General features: G+C 39.0%; 15 protein-coding genes. 10 read left to right on the top strand and 5 right to left on the bottom strand.

What is annotated here, in order from left to right; all coding sequences use genetic code 11:
- Nucleotides 1–10: 10 nt before the first annotated feature.
- Genes J9318_RS08110 through rluB form a run of 5 tightly spaced genes read left to right on the top strand, consistent with a single transcriptional unit; the run spans nucleotide 11 to nucleotide 3854 of the window.
- Entirely contained in the window at nucleotides 11–874 is an 864-nt protein-coding gene (locus tag J9318_RS08110) for a PHP domain-containing protein (protein WP_210559444.1), read from the top strand.
- A 30-nt stretch (nucleotides 875–904) separates the two neighbouring features.
- Nucleotides 905–1525 carry an L-threonylcarbamoyladenylate synthase gene (locus J9318_RS08115; protein WP_210559445.1) on the top strand — a complete coding sequence of 207 codons (621 nt, stop codon included), beginning with the start codon at nucleotides 905–907 and terminating at the stop codon, nucleotides 1523–1525.
- Between the two features lies 1 nt (nucleotide 1526).
- Nucleotides 1527–2354 (top strand): segregation and condensation protein A, encoded by an 828-nt coding sequence (locus tag J9318_RS08120; protein WP_210562410.1) that lies wholly within the window; start codon nucleotides 1527–1529, stop codon nucleotides 2352–2354.
- Nucleotides 2347–2946: an SMC-Scp complex subunit ScpB gene (scpB, locus tag J9318_RS08125; RefSeq protein WP_244731604.1), complete on the top strand. Its 600-nt coding sequence runs from the start codon at nucleotides 2347–2349 to the stop codon at nucleotides 2944–2946. The genes J9318_RS08120 and scpB overlap by 8 nt, the downstream gene beginning before the upstream one ends.
- Nucleotides 2947–2987: 41 nt before the next feature.
- Nucleotides 2988–3854 (top strand): 23S rRNA pseudouridine(2605) synthase RluB, encoded by an 867-nt coding sequence (gene rluB / locus J9318_RS08130; protein WP_210559446.1) that lies wholly within the window; start codon nucleotides 2988–2990, stop codon nucleotides 3852–3854.
- Nucleotides 3855–3887: 33 nt separating this feature from the next.
- On the opposite strand, the gene J9318_RS08135 is transcribed toward rluB, so the two are convergent.
- A complete protein-coding gene (locus tag J9318_RS08135) occupies nucleotides 3888–5444 on the bottom strand; it encodes an HD domain-containing phosphohydrolase (protein ID WP_210559447.1) in 1557 nt (518 codons plus the stop codon).
- Nucleotides 5445–5547: 103 nt separating this feature from the next.
- Here J9318_RS08135 and J9318_RS08140 point away from each other — a divergent pair, with 103 nt between their 5' ends.
- Nucleotides 5548–7530 carry an ATP-binding protein gene (locus J9318_RS08140; RefSeq protein ID WP_210559448.1) on the top strand — a complete coding sequence of 661 codons (1983 nt, stop codon included), beginning with the start codon at nucleotides 5548–5550 and terminating at the stop codon, nucleotides 7528–7530.
- On the opposite strand, the gene J9318_RS08145 is transcribed toward J9318_RS08140, so the two are convergent.
- A complete protein-coding gene (locus J9318_RS08145) occupies nucleotides 7527–8273 on the bottom strand; it encodes a YciK family oxidoreductase (protein WP_210559449.1) in 747 nt (248 codons plus the stop codon). The two genes, J9318_RS08140 and J9318_RS08145, sit on opposite strands and share 4 nt — an antisense overlap.
- Before the next feature lie 220 nt (nucleotides 8274–8493).
- Here J9318_RS08145 and J9318_RS08150 point away from each other — a divergent pair, with 220 nt between their 5' ends.
- From J9318_RS08150 to J9318_RS08160, 3 genes are all read left to right on the top strand, one after another.
- Nucleotides 8494–11229, top strand: a complete 2736-nt coding sequence (locus J9318_RS08150) for a VolA/Pla-1 family phospholipase (protein WP_210559450.1) — start codon at nucleotides 8494–8496, stop codon at nucleotides 11227–11229.
- A 117-nt stretch (nucleotides 11230–11346) separates the two neighbouring features.
- On the top strand, nucleotides 11347–12387 hold the full coding sequence (gene sohB, locus J9318_RS08155; RefSeq protein WP_210559451.1) for a protease SohB: 1041 nt from the start codon (nucleotides 11347–11349) through the stop codon (nucleotides 12385–12387).
- Between the two features lie 19 nt (nucleotides 12388–12406).
- On the top strand, nucleotides 12407–14836 hold the full coding sequence (locus J9318_RS08160) for a S9 family peptidase (RefSeq protein ID WP_210559452.1): 2430 nt from the start codon (nucleotides 12407–12409) through the stop codon (nucleotides 14834–14836).
- A gap of 9 nt (nucleotides 14837–14845) precedes the next feature.
- Here J9318_RS08160 and rrtA read toward each other — a convergent pair whose 3' ends face one another.
- The gene (rrtA, locus tag J9318_RS08165) at nucleotides 14846–15454 is read right to left on the bottom strand and encodes a rhombosortase (protein WP_210559453.1); all 609 of its coding nucleotides are present in this window, start codon (nucleotides 15452–15454) and stop codon (nucleotides 14846–14848) included.
- Between the two features lie 101 nt (nucleotides 15455–15555).
- Between rrtA and ggt the strand changes: the two genes are divergently transcribed.
- Nucleotides 15556–17289: a gamma-glutamyltransferase gene (ggt, locus tag J9318_RS08170; RefSeq protein WP_210559454.1), complete on the top strand. Its 1734-nt coding sequence runs from the start codon at nucleotides 15556–15558 to the stop codon at nucleotides 17287–17289.
- 7 nt (nucleotides 17290–17296) lie between these two features.
- Here ggt and J9318_RS08175 read toward each other — a convergent pair whose 3' ends face one another.
- Together J9318_RS08175 and cysK are read right to left on the bottom strand one after the other, a co-directional pair.
- Nucleotides 17297–17746: a hypothetical protein gene (locus J9318_RS08175; RefSeq protein WP_210559455.1), complete on the bottom strand. Its 450-nt coding sequence runs from the start codon at nucleotides 17744–17746 to the stop codon at nucleotides 17297–17299.
- A gap of 71 nt (nucleotides 17747–17817) precedes the next feature.
- A complete protein-coding gene (cysK, locus tag J9318_RS08180; protein WP_210559456.1) occupies nucleotides 17818–18786 on the bottom strand; it encodes a cysteine synthase A in 969 nt (322 codons plus the stop codon).
- Nucleotides 18787–18918: the final 132 nt, after the last annotated feature.

Genomic DNA, 18918 nt, shown 5'->3' on the forward strand with positions numbered 1-18918 from the left:
GATGAATAGCATGCATAAAAATGAGATCGCGTTAAAGTATGATCTCCATACACACACTACTTGCTCCGATGGGGTGTTAAGTCCAACCGAGTTAGTATTTAGAGCGGATAATAAACAGGTTGATGTATTAGCGATTACGGACCATGACAGTCTTGCGGCACTAGCAATTGCACAAGAAGAAATTAAATTAAGAAATTTAAAAGTTAGGCTTGCTTCGGGCGTTGAAATATCAACGAGGTGGCATGGTTTTGAAATCCATGTAGTAGGTCTATGTATTGATACCCAAAATAAGACACTTAATGTTTCGTTACAAAAGCAACAACAACAGCGTGAAGGCCGAGCTGAGCGAATCGCACAAAAATTAGAAAAAAAAGGTATTTCGGGAACGTTAGAACTGGCAAAAAGACATGCCAACAATGGAGTGATAAGCCGCACTCATTTTGCCAAAGCGTTAATGGAATTAGGCGCAGTGAATTCATTTGATCAGGCTTTTAAGAAATACCTCGGCAAAGGCAAGGGTGCATACGTAACGCCTGAGTGGATGAGTGTATCCGATGCGGTTGAATTAATTCGTGCTGCAGGAGGTATATCAGTCATAGCTCATCCAGTTCGTTATGACATGTCTAATAAATGGCTACGAAAACTAGTAGCAGAGTTTGCAAGTGTTGGCGGTGATGCGTTGGAGGTAGGATTAACTCAAATGAGTCCAGACCAACGAAGATTTATTTCTGACATTGCAAAAGAGCATAGTCTATACAGTTCACTTGGATCTGATTTTCATGCTCCAACAAGGTGGACAGAGTTAGGGCGAGGTATTTACTTAAGTGAAAACTGTATACCGGTTTGGCAGCATCCAAGCTGGCGCTTAGCCTAAATAGTAAAATTTAGATAACAAGAGAACAACATGAGCCAATTTTTTCATATACATCCAGATAACCCTCAAGGACGGCTAATTAGTCAAGCTGTCCAAATTATTCGTCAAGGCGGAGTGATTGTATATCCAACTGATTCTGGGTATGCCATTGCATGTGCGCTGGGCGATAAAAAGGCAATGGATAGAATTGTTCAGATAAGAAAAATAGATAAGAATCATAATTTTACCTTGGTGTGTAAAGATTTTGCAGAGATTTCAAATTTTGCTAGGGTGGATAATCAAGCCTTTAGGGCGATACGTGCACACTCTCCTGGTCCGTACACGTTTATTTTTAAAGGCACTAAAGAAGTTCCAAAACGTGTATTAAATGAGAAACGTAAAACAATCGGGATACGTATTCCAGATAACAAAATAGCGCTAGCTTTGTTAGAAGAACTCGGTGAACCTCTAATGTCCACTTCGTTACTATTGCCAGGTGAAGATTTTGCAGAGTCTGATCCAGAAGAAATTCGTTTTAGAATAGAAAAACAAGTCGACCTAATTATTCACGGCGGTTACCTCATTGAAAAGCCAACTTCTATAATTGACTTTTCTGAGGGTGAACCTCAAGTTATTCGTCACGGTGAAGGTGACGTTAGTTTATTTGAATAAGATGACAACCGAGTTAGATACAACGCAAATGATTCAACAAGATCTTCCCTTAGCGTTAGTGAGAGGAGAAATTGTTATAGACCGTCCACAAGACTTGTTTATACCTCCAGATGCAATGGAGGTGTTCTTGGACGCTTTTGAAGGACCACTAGATTTTTTGTTGTATCTAATTAAAAAACAAAAGTTTGATATTGTCGATCTGCCTATTTTTGAAATAACTCAACAATATATGAAGTATGTTGAGTTGATGCGCGACTTAAAACTTGAGTTGGCTGCTGAATACTTAGTAATGGCGGCTTTGCTGGCAGAGATTAAATCAAGATTGTTGTTACCAAAACACGATGAACTTCAAGAAGAAGAACATGACCCGCGGGCAGAGCTGATTCGTAGACTGCAACAATACGAAGTTATAAAATCTGCAGCCTTAGATTTAGATAACCTTCCTCGTTTAGAAAGGGATCACTGTATCGTTTCCGCATTACCTCCAAGTGACATGGAAATACAGATAGAATCACCTAGTATCGATATTCAAGAGTTGGTCATGGCGTTTCAAGACATCTTAAAGCGTGCGAATGCTTTTCAGCATCATGAAATATCTAAAGAGCGTCTTTCCACAAGAGAACGAATGTCACAGATATTAGAAAAATTAAGGCATAACCGCCAATTTTTTCCATTTGAACAACTGTTTGATGTTAGTGAAGGAAAAGCGGGTGTAGTCGTAACATTTTTAGCCATTTTAGAATTAGTAAAAGAGTCCATGTTAGACGTCGTTCAAGCTTCGGCTTTTGGTGTTTTGCATGTAAAATACAAAGGAGCAGACCTTGAGTGAAATAAAAGTAGGTCTATTTTCTAAAAACCAATTAAAATCTATTATAGAAGCTGTTGTATTTAGTCAACGAAAACCAATTTCAATTGCACAAATTCAAAGTTTGATTTTTCCTGATGACAACATCAAAAAATTGGATATTGAAGCAGCTTTAGAATTATTGAAAAAAGATTATAAAAACAAGTCAATCGAGTTAGTAGAATTAGCAACAGGTTTCTGCTTTCAAACTAAACAAGAGTATGCGCCTTGGGTTAGTCGGTTGTGGCATGAAAAGCCTGCAAAATACAGCAGAGCGTTATTGGAAACCCTAGCGCTAATTGCATACCAGCAGCCAATTACTCGCGGTGAAATAGAGGATGTTAGAGGTGTATCTGTGAGCTCTAGCATTATCAAAACATTAATTGACCGAGAGTGGGTAAAAGTAGTAGGGCATAAGGAAGTCCCAGGTCGGCCATCCTTATATGGAACGGATAAAAACTTTTTAGATTACTTTGGATTAAGGTCATTGTCTGAGCTTCCGACCTTAATGGAACCAGAATCCATTGAACTAATTGCCGGTAGATTAGAAAAAGAATTAACACATGACGGTGACTAGACATCGTTATGTACAAATTAAATAGTAGAGAAATTATATAAATGAGTGAAAAACTACAAAAAGTATTAGCACGCTGCGGCGTTGGCTCGAGACGTGAAATGGAAACGTATATTTCAAGTAATAGAGTCAGCGTAAACGGCAACGTTGCCAAACTTGGCGATCGTGTTGAAGGTACAGAAACAATCAGAGTTGATGGCCATATTGTTGATATTAGATCGCAAGAAGATGAAATTTGTCGTGTAATTATGTACAACAAGCCAGAAGGTGAGATGTGTACACGTAAAGATCCAGAGGGTCGCCCGACTGTTTACGATCGTTTACCACAGTTAAAAAATAGTCGTTGGATTGGCATTGGTCGTTTAGACGTAAATACGTCAGGGCTTTTATTGTTTACCAATGACGGCGAATTAGCTAATCGATTAATGCACCCGAGTTATGAAGTAGAGCGTGAGTATTCGGTGCGCGTATTTGGTGAAGTTACGAATGAAAAACTTCATAATTTGACTAAAGGTGTTGAATTAGAAGATGGAATGGCAAAGTTCGATCGTGTTAAAGCCGAACGTAATTCAGATGACGAAAGTAAGAACAAATGGTTCAGTGTTAGCCTAAAAGAAGGTCGTAATAGAGAAGTACGTCGTTTATGGGCGTCTCAAGAGCTAACGGTTTCAAGGTTAGTGCGCGTAAGGTACTCTGAGATAAAACTAGACAGACGATTAATCCAAGGTGGATGGAAAGAACTTGGTTTGGACGAATTAAACCAGTTACGTAAAAAAGTTGGTCTAGACAGAGAACTTCGCGAATTCAACCCGAATATACAAAAAGATACCGCGCAGACAAGACGCGTCGCTCATGCTCGAATTAAACGAGCCGTTAAAAAGCATAAAATGCGTCAAGCGAAACAAAAATAAGTTTTAGGCCCCTGTAATAAAACAGGGGCTTTTCTATTCAGGGTCTTTATATTTTTCGTAAATCGCTACAAACTCTTCATAATTGTCAATGAACAGCGTGACTAATTCAGGATCAAATTTACGACCAGACTGCTCCACAATAAATGAGTTTACGGTCGACTGATCCCAAGCCGGTTTGTAACACCGTTTACTCATTAATGCGTCAAACACATCAGCAATCGCAGTAATTCGTCCATAAATATGGATGTCTGTCCCTTTTAGACCAGCAGGGTAACCCGAACCATCCCAATTTTCGTGGTGCTGCCCAGCAAGTATTGCACCTGCTTGGAATATCGGCTTTTTTAAATGGTTTAATGTATTAAAGCCAACTTCAGCGTGGGTTTTCATTATTTCCCATTCGGCGTCAGTAAGCGGTCCAGGCTTATTTAATATACTGTCAGGAATTGCAACTTTACCTACGTCATGTAGTGGAGAGGCAAAAAACAATTCGTCACATTGCGCTTCACTTAAGCCGTATTTCTGTGCCATTAACTTTGAGTACATAGCAACGCGGCGGACATGATTGCCAGTCTCTTTAGAGCGAGACTCAGCTAACTCGCATACGGAATAAATAATGTCTTTTTGAGTCGTAGATACTTCATCGTAAAGTTCGATATTTTCCAGCGCTATTGCAACATTTTTACAAAATAGCTCTATTAAAAAATAATCTGTAGGGGAAATGTTTGTGTTGCCCCTAATGGCTAGGACGAGCCGTTTTTCGCCATAAGAATTGGTGAATACTATTCGGTTACTTTCAGTAATAAACTCGCTGCCCTGATGATACTCTGTGATTGAGGTTAATTCAGTAATGAGATCATTCTCATCCTCTATGTTTGGGTTTTGATTTCCCGACTTTACTGATGCTAGAACTTTTACCGTCGATGAGTCTCGTGTCGCCATTACCGCATCATATTCCATTAATACGAGATCATTATCGACATACAAAATAGCAGCAAGCTGCTCAAGAGCACCCTGCGCAAAACCCTGTAGTGAGCTTTTTTCTAAAATACTTGCAGTTGCATCGATAACTTTTTCAAGGCCTTTTCTATGTTTGTCGAGAGCAACAATATCGCGATAAGATCGAAGGGCGGTATATAATATTGAGTGTAGTTTATTGGCTGTTAACTCAGTTTTTTCGTTGTAACCGTTAATATCGTATTTTTCGATAACTTCCATTTCTGGTGCTTGTCCAGGTTGCCCTGTTCTTAGAATAACCCGTACATTATTATTATTTAATTCGTTTCTAATATAGTTTACTGTTTTTAATCCAGCATCATCGGTTTCCATTACTACGTCTAATAAAACCAAGGCAATGTCGTTATGATTAGCCACAATTTGGCACGCTTGTTCGCCAGAATATGCATGTAAAAAATGCAAAGGACGGCTCGCAAATTCAAAATGACCTAATGCAATTTCAGTAATTTGATGAATACTTGGTTCATCATCGACGATGAGAATATTCCATGGTTTAAGTACGTCCTTCACTTCATGTTCATCTACAGGCGCTTCTGGAGCGAAAACAAAAGAGGTGTTTGCACCGTCATTTGACATACTTTCTTTGTCCTTAACATTAAACATCGGATGATGTGCTACTTTTATAATAGTGTCGGTGCCCATAACACTATGACTACTATTAATTTAATAGGCGAGGAAGGTGAATTTGTCAATATTTTCTAGAACTCTAATTTTTGTCATTGGTACATCTATGTTTGCCCTTATTGTTCTGATTTCCCTTACCGTAAACTTCAGTAAGTCATACATAAATGAAAATCTAAATGAGCGAATAGAAGCGCTGGTAAGAAGCCAAGAGATAAAGGTTGAACAGTCCCTTGATAACTTAGGAGAACTCGCTTTGAGTGTTGCCAATAACTCCCAACTTGCTGTTAGTGTTGCCAACTTTATAAATGAAGACTCACCAGAGAACTTTGTTTCAATTCGTAAGCTACTTAACGACTTGATGGAAACGTCAGGTATGTTAGTAAAAATAGATGTTTTGGCAAAGGACGGCAAAGTTATATCGTCGTTAGGACAGTTAAATAATTTAGTGAAAGGCGAAGATTTAATAGCGAAGAGTAATAAAGCGAATTATGGCTTTCATCGTATAAGTAAATCTTTTGTTGGAAAAACTTACTTACATGTTAAAGAGCCAATTTTTGTAAACGCACAGTTAATCGCGGAGGTCGATATTGTCATAGATATTACATCGTCTGTAGAAACATTTTATGACAATGCAGGATTTGGTGATGATGGTTTTACGCAGGTCTACACCGTTAGCCAAAGTGGCAAATGGATAGCGCTATCAGACTTGTCGGTTGTTGAAGATTTAAAACCAAGTATTTTAATAAACAAAGTTAAATATGACGGATTTCTTAATAATATTCTAAACACTAGACAACCATTGATCACTATCGAAAAACAAATTCCCGGCCGAGCGCTAGTAGTTTCAGTAAATATTGCAAGCGCAGAAGTATTTAATGCGATTGATACCTTTTATCTCTATTTATTCTCAGCCTTTATTTTAGTTATGTTAGTAACCTTGTTTATTGGATTTACATTCAGCCGACAAATTACTAAGCCAATAACGTATTTAAATAATAAAGTAAGTGAAATAGCCACCGGTAAAAAAAATATAGAAATTGATTATCATCATAAAGACCCATCTGAAATAAAAACGCTATCTTACAATATTGAGATAATGGCAAAAAATTTGTGGCACATGAATCAAGGTCTTGAGGACATAGTAAATGAACGGACAGCACAGTTAACAAAACTAAATGAAAGTCTTGAAATCACAGTTTCTGATAGAACAAAAGAGTATCAAGAGGCGAATAGCTCATTATTACAGGCGTTAGAAGAATTACACGACACCAAAAACGAGCTAGTAAAATCGGAGAAAATGGCCTCGCTCGGTGAGCTTGTCGCAGGGGTTGCTCATGAGATAAATACTCCGTTAGGAGTTGCGGTAACGGGCGTAAGTCAGGCATTGTCGCAACTTAAGCAACTCGAAAAATTTAAAAATACTGGCACGCTTACGGCCACTAGCTTTGATACTTATATTACCGAGTCAAACAAACTTCTGTTATTGATGACAGATCAACTAAATGTTGCTTCCAGTTTAATAAAAAATTTCAAAGAAGTTGCGGTTGACCAGAATAACTTCGATATAAGAACCCTCAAACTGCGTGAGTATTTAGATAAAATATTTGATACTGTAAGACCCAAATACCGGCCAACACAGATCAACCTCAAACTAGATTGTCCGAATGAAATATATATTGCAACTCGGCCAGGTGCTTTTTCCCAAGTTATCTCAAACCTTCTAATTAACGCGTTAATACATGGATATGAAAAAGGAGATGTAGGCTGTGTCGAAGTAAGGTGCATAGAACTAGATGATATATTAGTAATAAAGGTTATCGATGATGGAAAGGGGATTAAAACAGAATATCTAGAACGTGTGTTTGACCCTTTTTATACAACAAAACGAGGTCAGGGTGGCAGTGGACTAGGGTTAAGTATTGTTTACAATATAGTTAACGAAGCGTTGAAGGGGAAAATTACTGTAAAAAGTACAGAAAACATGGGATCTCAGTTTATTATTGAGATCCCAAAGCAAATTAAAGGAGATCAAGTCTAGCTTTGTAGATCAATAGATTGACCTTGAATATCTAGTGTTAAGTCAGACATAAGATGTACATAAGTCGGGATTATATCTGCCGGTGTTTTAAGGGCTGTTACATCTTCACCCGGGTAAGCTTTAGCTCGCATTTTTGTTTTAGTCGCACCCGGATTAATTGCATTAACTCGCATACCTATGTGAGCATATTCATCACTCATGGTTTGCATGAGGCCTTCTGTGGCAAATTTTGAAAACGCATATTCACCCCAAAACGCGCGTCCTTTTTTACCGACAGTACTGCTCGTGAATATTACCGAAGGGTGAGGGGCTTTTTTAAGCGCTGGGATAAGAGCTTGAGTTAAAAAGAACGTAGCCTTGAAATTAACTTTCATGACTTTATCAAAAGAATCTTCGTTAATATGTTCTATTGGATTTAAAGAATTTAATATCGACGCATTGTTAAGTAACCCATCTAAGCGACCGAACTGATCGAGTATGGTTGCCGCCATGTCTTGGTAGTTTTTCACCGTAGCGCCTTTCATATCTAAAGGTACAATAGCCGGTTGTTTACCACCGTTATGGACTATTTCATCGTAAACAGCTTCGAGCTTTTTTACTGTTTTGCCGAGTAATATGACTTCTGCACCATATTCAGCGAAAGTTATTGCAGCTTGTCTCCCGATACCGTCTCCGGCACCCGTTACTAATATAACCTTGTCATTTAATAGCGTTTTATCTTCAGGAAGTTGATCAAGTTTCATAAAATATCGTTATAAAAGAATTTAAGTAGCAGTATGTTACAGGTCATCACGGTTAAATTCATTAATAGATGAAAATTTTTACATTGATTTTGACGCTAATACTAGCTTATTGTTTTTTTCTAATGTAACTTTGACTGGTCTAAGCTGTTAATAATGTCCCAAATTAAAATAAGACGTAGAAACGTCAATAAAAATAATAACTAGGACTCTGGGGAGAGAAATGAAAAAATTAGTACTTAGTTTAGCAATTACAAGTGCACTAGGCCTTACCGCCTGTGATGATACAACACTTGCTGATGTTCAAACAGAAAACGCGCAACAGCGCACTGAGTTGGAAGCGGCGGCGGTAGCCAAGGCAACCACACCAAGAATTAGAGTGGTATTTAACCCATCAGCGGGTGAAATATCTGTACCAAACGACCTTTTATATAGCGGAACTACAGACGGTACATTAGAAATGCCTTCTGAAGTTGCTTCTAAGTCGGCTGGCGAAGCAGTTGATTTTAGCAACCCACAATCTGCAATCGGTGCTCTTGATGGTTGGGGTACACAAAACTCTTTCACAATTGCTTTGGATTATACCAGTGCTAGCGACGTAACTATCGACGCTAACTCGCTTATGGTTCCTGGCGCGGTTGATGTTTATAAAGTAGAAAAATTCCCAAGTTTGACGGATGCAGAATGTATGGATCCGGCAAAGTCAGGCTTATTATGTAAAGGCGAAGAGAAACTAACATTTGGCGTAGATTACTTTGCTAGATTGGTCGGTGGCTCTATAGCGATAATTCCACTTAAGCCATTTGAAGGTGGTGCGAGCTATGTTGTTGCGCTTAGCGATAAAGTCGTTGATAGCAACGGCAACGCCTTATTACCATCGAGCACGTATAACAGTGTAAAAACTGATATTAATACCGCTCCACTAGTACTTCCTTCGATACCAACATCTGAACTAAATGCTACTCAAGCGGGTATCCGTTTACTTCAAACGATGATAAATAACTTTGAAGACGTTTTGGAAGCAGATTTGGGCGCGGATGGTGCGTCTATTGTTTATACACAAGCCTTCACTGTTCAGTCAGCCGGTTTGCCTTCAGCAGATCCGCTACAAGTAGTTAAAAAACTGAATGGACAAACATTTGGTGCAATGGCGCAAGCTGACGCAACTTCTGTTGTAATGCCAATGAGACGTGTTACTACAGCGGTTCCAATTGACGCCGAAGGCAATACTGTTGATGTAGAATTAACCGTTGCTATGGCACTAGCTGCAGCTGGCGCGATTCCAAACGACCCAACATCACAAGCATACGCTTTGTATAACTCGGCTAACTTGTTTGGCGCTATGGTTTCGTTACCATACTACCTAGAGGATGGCACTGATGCGTTATCAAGTCGTTGGAAAGCGATGTGTGATAGTGGCGCAACGTTAAATGCATTGTCAGCTGAGCAAAAAGCAGCATTAGCCGCTGGCGCTGGTGATAACCATGAAATGTGTGTGCAACTTGGTCTTGCGGATTTTGGTGTCGACACTGCTCGCCATTTGACAAAATACAATCCGATTCCTGCTGTACAAAGTGTTCAAAATGTACCAGTTCAAATCACGGTTCCAAATATTGATAATGCAAACTTGGTTCGACCAGCGTTTGGGCTTACAGAGCCACTAGTTAAACCGGAGAATGGCTGGCCTGTAGTTATTCTTCAGCATGGTGTAACTTCTAAAAAAGAAGATATGTTGGCAGCAACAGGTATCTTATCTGCAATGGGTTTTGTAACTGTTGCGATTGATCACCCGCTGCACGGTCAACGTGGTTTTGTAGTGGAAGTTGAAGGTGCAGACCCTATTGTAGTAAATGCTTCTTCAGGTATACCTGGGAATAATCCGACAGCATACTTGAACTTACAAAGCTTGTTATCAGCGCGTGATAATATGCGTCAATCTATTGCTGATGCTTTAAAATTACGTCTTTCAATTAATGCCTTAGTAGATTTTACTAACCCAATGGCACCAGATATGAAAGTTATAGATACATCGAACGTTCATTATTTAGGGCATTCTTTAGGCGCAATTACTGGTGCTGGTTTTACCGCCGTTGCGAACACACCGACTGGTGTTCCTGAACTAGACGCACTTTATAAGATTAACAGCTCGGTATTATCTAACCCAGGTGGTGGTGTTGGTAATTTCTTAGTTGAATCTGGTGCATTTGGGCCATTGGTGCAAGCGTCAATTATCTATGGCTTAGGTAATGAGTTAACTGCAGCGTTAGCCGCAAATCTGCAACCAGAAGCATTTGCAGCAATTGTTCAAGCTAACCCACAACAATGTGGTCCAGCGCTAGATGCTAACTTTAACGTTGTTGATCAAAACGTAGCGTTAGTTTGTGCGTACCAAGCACTAAAAGCGCAAGCTGAAGCGGAAAATAACGTGGAGTTATTAGCCGGAATGCAAGCAGGTTTTGCTCAGTTCTCTTTTGCGGCTCAAACTGTTATAGATTCATCAGACCCGACAAACTATGCAAGTCTGCTTAAAGCAAACGGTACGCCTGTATTAGTTTACGAAATGGTTGGCGATGAAGGTAGCGAAGTCGCAGGTTTAGGCCTTAACCCATCAGACCAAGTTGTACCAAACTCTGTTACAACAAACCCTCTGGCAGGTACAAGTGGCTTTGAAGCAGTAATGGGGCTTTCCAAAGTAACAGACTGTGGTATGTCTGAAACAGGCTTCCAAAGCATTGTTGAGTTTAAATATGGTTCTCATGGCACTGTACTTAGCCCAGCAACATCGTTACCTATGCCGTATCCTCAGCTTTATTCTGCAGTAAATGCTGAAACCATTATTATGGCTGGTACTTTCTTTGGGTCGAACGGTAAACTTGTTAATATTACACCGACAGCCATTGGTGCTGGTATAATAGAGGGCGTTGACGCGGAAACTGCGTGTCAAACACCCGCTCCGTAATAGATAACGTAACGTTACAAATAAAAAACCAGCTTAGGCTGGTTTTTTGTTTTTATTAAGAAATAATACACAATATTAAAATCATCATTAAGATTAAAAATCTATCAGGAGTAAGACTTGGAATTTTTATACGAATACGGTTTATTTATAGCCAAAACAGCTACTATTGTTGTAGCGATAGCCTTAGTTATTGGCGTTATCGCTGGTGCTGCGATTAAGCAAAAGCAAAGTCGTAAAGGGGAATTAAATTTAGAGTATATTTCTGAAGATTTTGAAGATGACATAAAAGATTTAAAAAAAGCACTACTAAGTAAAGAAGAAGCAAAATCTTTTGAAAAGCAACAAAAGGCAGAACAAAAGAAAAAGAAAAAACTCGAAAAGAAAAATCCGCAAGATGACAAACAGAAGTCTAGGTTATTCATTGTAGACTTTGACGGTGATATCGACGCAAGTGCAACAGAGTCACTTCGTGAAGAAGTAACAGCAATTATCTCAATTGCACAAGACGGCGATAGAGTTTTGATTAGGTTAGAAAGCCCTGGTGGTGTAGTACACGGCTATGGATTAGCTGCCTCCCAAATATCACGATTAAAAGCAAAAAATATTCACACTACTGTTGCGGTTGATAAAGTTGCAGCATCAGGTGGATACATGATGGCTTGTGTTGCAAATGAAATCGTAGCGGCACCATTCTCTATCATTGGATCAATCGGTGTTATTGCCCAATTACCTAATATAAATAAATTACTTAAAAAACATGATGTCGAAATTGAACAACATACTGCTGGTGAGTTTAAACGAACGTTAACGGTTATAGGTGAAAATACTGATAAAGCGCGCGAAAAGTTTAAAGAGGAACTTGAAGAAACACATGTATTGTTTAAAGAGTTTGTCGCTAATAATCGTCCTTCTGTCGATATTAATGCCGTAGCAACTGGCGAACATTGGTATGGTACTCAAGCCCTTGCGCTTAATTTGATAGATAAAGTGATGACAAGTGATGATGTGGTCCTAGACGCAATGGAAGACTACAACGTATTTAAAATAGAATATAAAGTAAAACATAATATTGCAGAAAAGCTTGGTTTCGCCGCGTCATCCGCATTAACAAAAATGTTTGGAAAACTTAGCACTTGGTCTATTACTAACTCTAAGTAAAAAAATAGGATTTTAACGAATGTATAACAATAAAATCAGTGTTAAACGGTTGCTACTGTTAGGACTTGCAAGCGTTGTAATTACAACGACAACATCGGTGTTAGCAGCCTCTGATACCAAGATTACGTTAGAAAAAATTATGTCTGATCCAAGTTGGATTGGTCATACGCCACAAGCAGCTGCCTGGCTACCAGATTCACGTCATGTAGTTTATCAACAAAAACAAGACAGCTCGGTAATTAACAAACAGTTTAGATTGGACACAAGCAATATTAATAGTGTTAAAAATGTCGCGATTACTGAATACCACAAAACAAAGTTAAACCAGACTGTTTATAACATTGATAAGACCCTCGCTTCTTATGTTTTTGAGGGTGATATATATTTGTGGAATACCGCTTCAAGTCAAGTACAACAGATAACCTCAACGAGTGATTACGAGTCGTCTCCTCAGTTTCTAACAGATGGTAGGCTCGGTTATTGGGAGTCTAATCGTTTCATTTCTTATGATTTAGCAACAAAATCTAAGAAAGAGCTTTTTAAAATAGCTTTGACCGACAAACCAGAAGCACCCAAAGGTCCTCAAGATATCATTGCTGAAGAACAACATAAGCTTATTCAATATGTCTCAAAACAGCACGCTGACTCTAAAGAACGTTTTGAAAATAAAGTGGCTATTAAAAAGACAAATAAGTTCGTAAACAATAGTACTTTTTACTTCGGTGAGGGGAATGTAGTTTCGTTAGCAAAAGTGGCACCAACAGGCGACAAAGCGATCGTTGTTGTTCAAAAAAGAACAAGCTGGCGTGGAGAGGGCGATGTTATGCCTAATTACATTGCCGATGATGGACGTATAGAGATCGAAAAAGTACGTCGCCGTGTTGCAGATGCAAAGCCTGTACAACAAGAGTTTTGGTTTGTTGACTTAAGTAAAAATGAGAAATTTGAGTTAAAAATTAATAACCTTCCAGACTACGATAAAGATGTCTTAGCTAAAATAAAAACTGAAAACTTTAAAGCAGAAGGAAAAAAATACGAATCTAAAAAAGCTCCTAGAACAATAAATTTGTTGCAAGACTGGACTTGGGATCAAGGAGCCGTTGTTTGGCATAACAACGGAAAAAACGTCGCAATAATGTTGGAAGCTTGGGACAATAAAGATCGTTGGTTGGTCACTGTCGATTTTAAAAATAATAAGTTAATACCGCAACACCAGCTCCATGATGAAGCTTGGATAAACTACACGTTTAATCAATTCGGCTGGTTTAACAAGTCGAATAAGTTATATTATTTATCGGAGCAGTCAGGATATTCTCATGTTTACACAAAAGATATCGCTACTAAAAAAGTAATTCAACACACGTCAGGCGATTTTGAAGTTTCGTCGTTAGTGTTAACTAGTGATGACAGCCACTTTTATTTTAGAGCGAATATTAACCATCCTGGTGAGTATCACGTTTACCAGTTATCAACAGCGAAAACGACTGAGCCTAAAGCGTTAACGACACTTATTGGTGAAAATACCTTCAAGCTAAGTCCGGACGAGACCAAATTACTCGTTGAACATTCCAGTTTGCTCAGACCAACAGAATTGTTTTTAATTGATTTGTCATCTAATAAAACACAGCAATTAACTGATACAGTCAGCCAGGAGTTTATTTCAATGCCATGGATTAAACCTGAAATCATTGCTGTACCTTCTAGTCATACTGATAAACCAATATATGCACGCGTATATATGCCTAAAAACGTTAGTTCTGGCTCTCCTCGTAAAGCCGTTATTTTTAATCACGGAGCAGGATATCTACAGAATAGTCATAAAGGGTGGTCGGGATACTTTAGAGAGTTTATGTTCCATAGTATGTTAGCCCAACAAGGTTATGTCGTCATGGACATGGATTATCGTGCGTCTAAAGGTTACGGCCGAGACTGGCGTACAGCAATATACCGTCAAATGGGTACACCAGAAATCCAAGATTTGGTCGATGGTGTTGATTGGTTGGTTACGAATGCGAATGTCGATAGACAGCGCATTGGAACGTATGGCGGCTCATATGGTGGTTTCATGACGTTTATGGCGCTATTTAAAGAGCCTGAGTTATTCCAAGCAGGTGCTGCGTTAAGACCTGTATCTGACTGGGCTCATTATAATGATGGCTATACTTCTAACATTCTAAACAGACCTGTAGACGATATGATTGCGTACCGTCGTAGTTCACCAATATACTTTGCTGAAGGTTTACAGAAGCCACTGTTAATTAACGCCCCTATGGTAGACGATAATGTCTTTTTTGTTGATGTTGTTAGGCTTGTGCAACGTTTTATAGAGTTGGAAAAACAAGACTTTGAAACCGCTATCTACCCGGTTGAGCCGCATGGCTTTGTGCAACCGTCTAGTTGGTTAGATGAATACAGAAGAATCTATAAACTATTTGAACAAAATCTTTAGCAAATAGTCTTATTTAATATGGTTATAAAGCCCTTTGTGATAATTCATAAAGGGCTTTTTTATAGCCAGAAAAATCAATATACCCGTCACTACCCCAAAAGCATGAGCATCAACTGCGACAGCAGCGCCAATAAGCTCGGCGGTACTAGAAGCCGCCCCAAATGTATTTTCGTAAGCCACTTTTAATATTAGGCCTATTATTAATAACCAACCCGTTTTATCTCGCTTGCTGATATCAATTAATGCGCCAAATGCCAAAAGAAAGTGCAACACACCAGAAAATCCAGAATAACTGCCGGTTTGGCTAAAAAACGTGACAAGTAGACCAACACATACAACACCAATAATACTAAGAGCAGGAAGGGCATAAGGACGGTAGTGGTCGCCATGCAGCGCCCAGACCAAAAGTAACCCAGCTAAGTTCATATAAAGATGGGCGGTATTAGTATGCACCAATTGTCCGCTTATAATTCTCCACAACTGACCATCTTTAACTTCGGCAGGTATCAAAGCAAGTTGTGATTGGATATCGGGCGCTAAAAGTCCAAATAAAATTAATATGACTGAAATAAATATTGGTCCTTTAATAAAGAACCACTGTGTTGGAAAACCTAACAAAAATGACACCTCTTAAAATATTGCTTATTGATGGAAAACCCTGTGTGAAATAACTTAGGTTTTGGTAATATCATTCTATTCGTTATACATATGAGAGAGTTATGCGCATATTTAGTCTTATTCCTATATTGTTTGCAAGTTATGTTTTAGCCGATGAGCCGTCGCGTGCTGTTCCTGAAGCATTTACTGGATTAAATTATACAAAAAGCGCAACAACCAAAAACGCAATGGTTTCCGCTGCAAATCCCCATGCAGTTAATGCGGCTTTAGCAATGTTAAAGCAAGGTGGTACGGCAACGGACGCAGTCATAGCTGCACAACTTATGTTAACGTTGGTCGAGCCTCAGTCCTCAGGAATAGGCGGTGGCGCATTTATACTCGACTATAATGCCGAATCTAAACAACTAAAATCATATGATGGGCGTGAAACTGCACCACTCGCGGCTTCACCGTCGTTGTTTTTGGATAAAGATGGTAAACCGGTAAAGTGGATAGACGCGGTTGTTGGTGGTCGTTCAGTGGGTACTCCTGGCGTACTACGAATGTTGTCTGACCTTCATATTAAACGCGGAAACTTAGCTTGGGCTAAACTTTTTGAACCTACCATCGAACTTGCCGAGCGTGGTTTTATCGTAAGCCCGAGACTCGCGTCTCTAGTTAAAATGGAAATGAATCCTGGCTTAAAGAAGTTATCGCCTGCTAAAGAGTATTTTTATCCAAATGGTGTCGCAATAAAGGAAGGGCAATTATTAAAAAATAAGGAATACGCAAACACGCTAAGGCGTATAGCCAAAAATGGTGTTTCAGAGTTTTACAATGGCCAAACTGCAAAAGATATTGTTAATGCGGTGCAAACATCATCTATAGCACCTGGTTTATTAAGTCTGAAAGACCTAAATAGCTATAAATCTAAAGAACGAGACCCAGTTTGTGTTACTTATGACGCACAGGATACATTTGACATTTGTAGTATGGGACCACCAAGTTCAGGCGGGATCACAGTGCTGCAGATTTTAAAAATGTTAGAAGCCGTTGATTTTAAGGGACAAGCAATAGACAGCGCAGAAACGATTCATAAGTACACGCAAGCGGCCAAGCTTGCTTTTGCCGACAGAGATCGTTATATCGCCGATAGTGATTTTGTTTCTGTACCCGTTACTGAGATGTTAGATGAAAAGTATCTTTTAGAACGTGTAAAGCTTATTAAAGACGATACCGATTTGGGCATTGCTAAAGCGGGACAGTTTAACGCATCGTCGTTTGCTTCAAATGTATCTATTGAACAGCCTAATACAAGTCATATATCAATTGTCGATCAATTTGGAAACGCAATTTCTATGACAACCAGTATTGAAATGGGGTTTGGGTCAACAGTAATGACCAATGGTTTTTTACTTAATAATCAATTAACCGATTTTTCACTCAAACCAGAGTCTAATGGTAAACAAATAGCTAATCGAGTTGAAGCTGGAAAACGACCTAGAAGCTCGATGACACCAGTAATTGTTTTCAAGGATGGAGAAGTATTTGCGGTATTAGGTTCGCCTGGTGGTAGTCGAATAATTAACTACGTTGGATATGCTTTACTCGGTTTACTGGAATATGGCCTAGACATGAAGACCGTCGTCGAAATGCCGCGAGTTTCTAACCGAAACGGATACACATCTTTAGAAAACAGACCAAGCATGCATAACATTAAAATCGAATTAGAGAAGAAGGGCCACAAAGTAAAATTATTAAATCTAACTTCCGGTATTCATGGTGTATTAAAAAGTAAAGAAGGCTGGCAAGGCGCCGCAGACCCAAGAAGGGAAGGGACTGCAGAGGGATTTTAACTAAATCCTATTGGCGGGCGTATGGGTCGCCCGCTATTTTAGCAATTAACCATTTACCATCTACTTTTTCAAAATTGACTTGTCTTAAATCGTTTATCTTGTTGCCATGATAAAAACCAGAAAACAGAATATTTACCGTTGTTGTTTGTTGCGCGTCAGTTTCCACCTGGCTTAACGTTCTATCAATTTTTAAATCAACGCCGGGATCAAACTGTAGATTTAGAACATAACGAGCATAGCCTTTTGTACTGCCATAGGACTTTATGATTCTAGCGTGCTGTTCAGTAGAATACTTTAGTGCTAGTTCTAAGTTGTTGTTGTTATAAAGTGCATCAAAAAACGTCAACGCTCGGTATTCAGGCGCATTTGGATTGGCAAAAGCAGGGATGTTATCGCTCTTTTTTTCACAACCGACAGTAAATATTAAAACAAAAGCTAAAAGGCATTTTTTTATCACTTGTAGATATCCTTTATGATGGGACAGCTACAAGTGTAAACATAAAAATAGCCTATGGAAAGTCTTTGAGATTATTGAACAAGTTCTTCCTCATCAAATTCACCCGAAAAAAGTGGAGATGACAAATAACGCTCTGCCGAACTCGCTAATATCACTACAATGTTTTTATCTTTATTTTCTGGACGTTCAGCAATACGTTTTGCCGCAACAACAGCTGCACCCGAGGAGATACCAGCCAAAATACCTTCTTCTTTCATCAATCTATGTGCCATTGTCATTGAGTCGTCGTTGCTAACTTGCTCAACGCTATCTAGTAAAGACAAATCCAAATTTTTTGGGATAAAGCCAGCACCAATGCCTTGAATTTTATGAGGACCTGGTTTCAATTCCAAACCAGCTAGTTTTTGCGTAATAACTGGGGAGTCACTTGGCTCAACCGCGACTGATTTTACATCTAATCCTTTTTCTTTCTTTAAATATCTGGAAACACCAGTAATGGTTCCTCCCGTGCCAACGCCAGCTACAAAGAAGTCGATATTTCCTCCAGTGTCGTTAAAAACTTCAGGACCGGTTGTTTCAAAGTGTATTTGTGGATTTGCAGGGTTTTCAAATTGTTGAAGCAACACATACTTTTCTGGGTCGCTAGCAACAATTTCATTTGCCTTTGCGATTGCGCCACCCATGCCTTTTGGTCCTTCGGTGAGAACTAACTTCGCTCCCAAAGCCTTCAATAATTTACGTCTTTCTAAACTCATAGTCTCAGGCATAGTTAACGTAAGTTTATATCCTCGTGATGCCGCCACAAACGCTAAAGCAATACCAGTGTTACCAGAAGTAGGCTCTATTAGCTCTTTCCCTGGAGTTAATCGGCCATTTTTCTCAGCATCCCATATCATATTCGCACCAATACGACATTTGACACTAAAAGAAGGGTTTCTCGCTTCTATTTTTGCATAAACGTTACCTGAAGTGACGCGATTTAGTTTTACTAAAGGCGTATTGCCAATACTTTGAGAATTGTCAGTAAGTATTTGTGCCATAATTGTCCTAATTTAATAATACCTAATACTGCAAAGGTAGGCGCTTTCTAACCATTATAGAAATTATAATTGCTTATATAATATTACTTTTTAACAATCATTATTATTAATATTAATGCGTTGTTGATACTG

Origin of the sequence: Psychrosphaera aestuarii (genome assembly GCF_017948405.1) — a bacterium.
Classification (GTDB): domain Bacteria; phylum Pseudomonadota; class Gammaproteobacteria; order Enterobacterales; family Alteromonadaceae; genus Psychrosphaera; species Psychrosphaera aestuarii.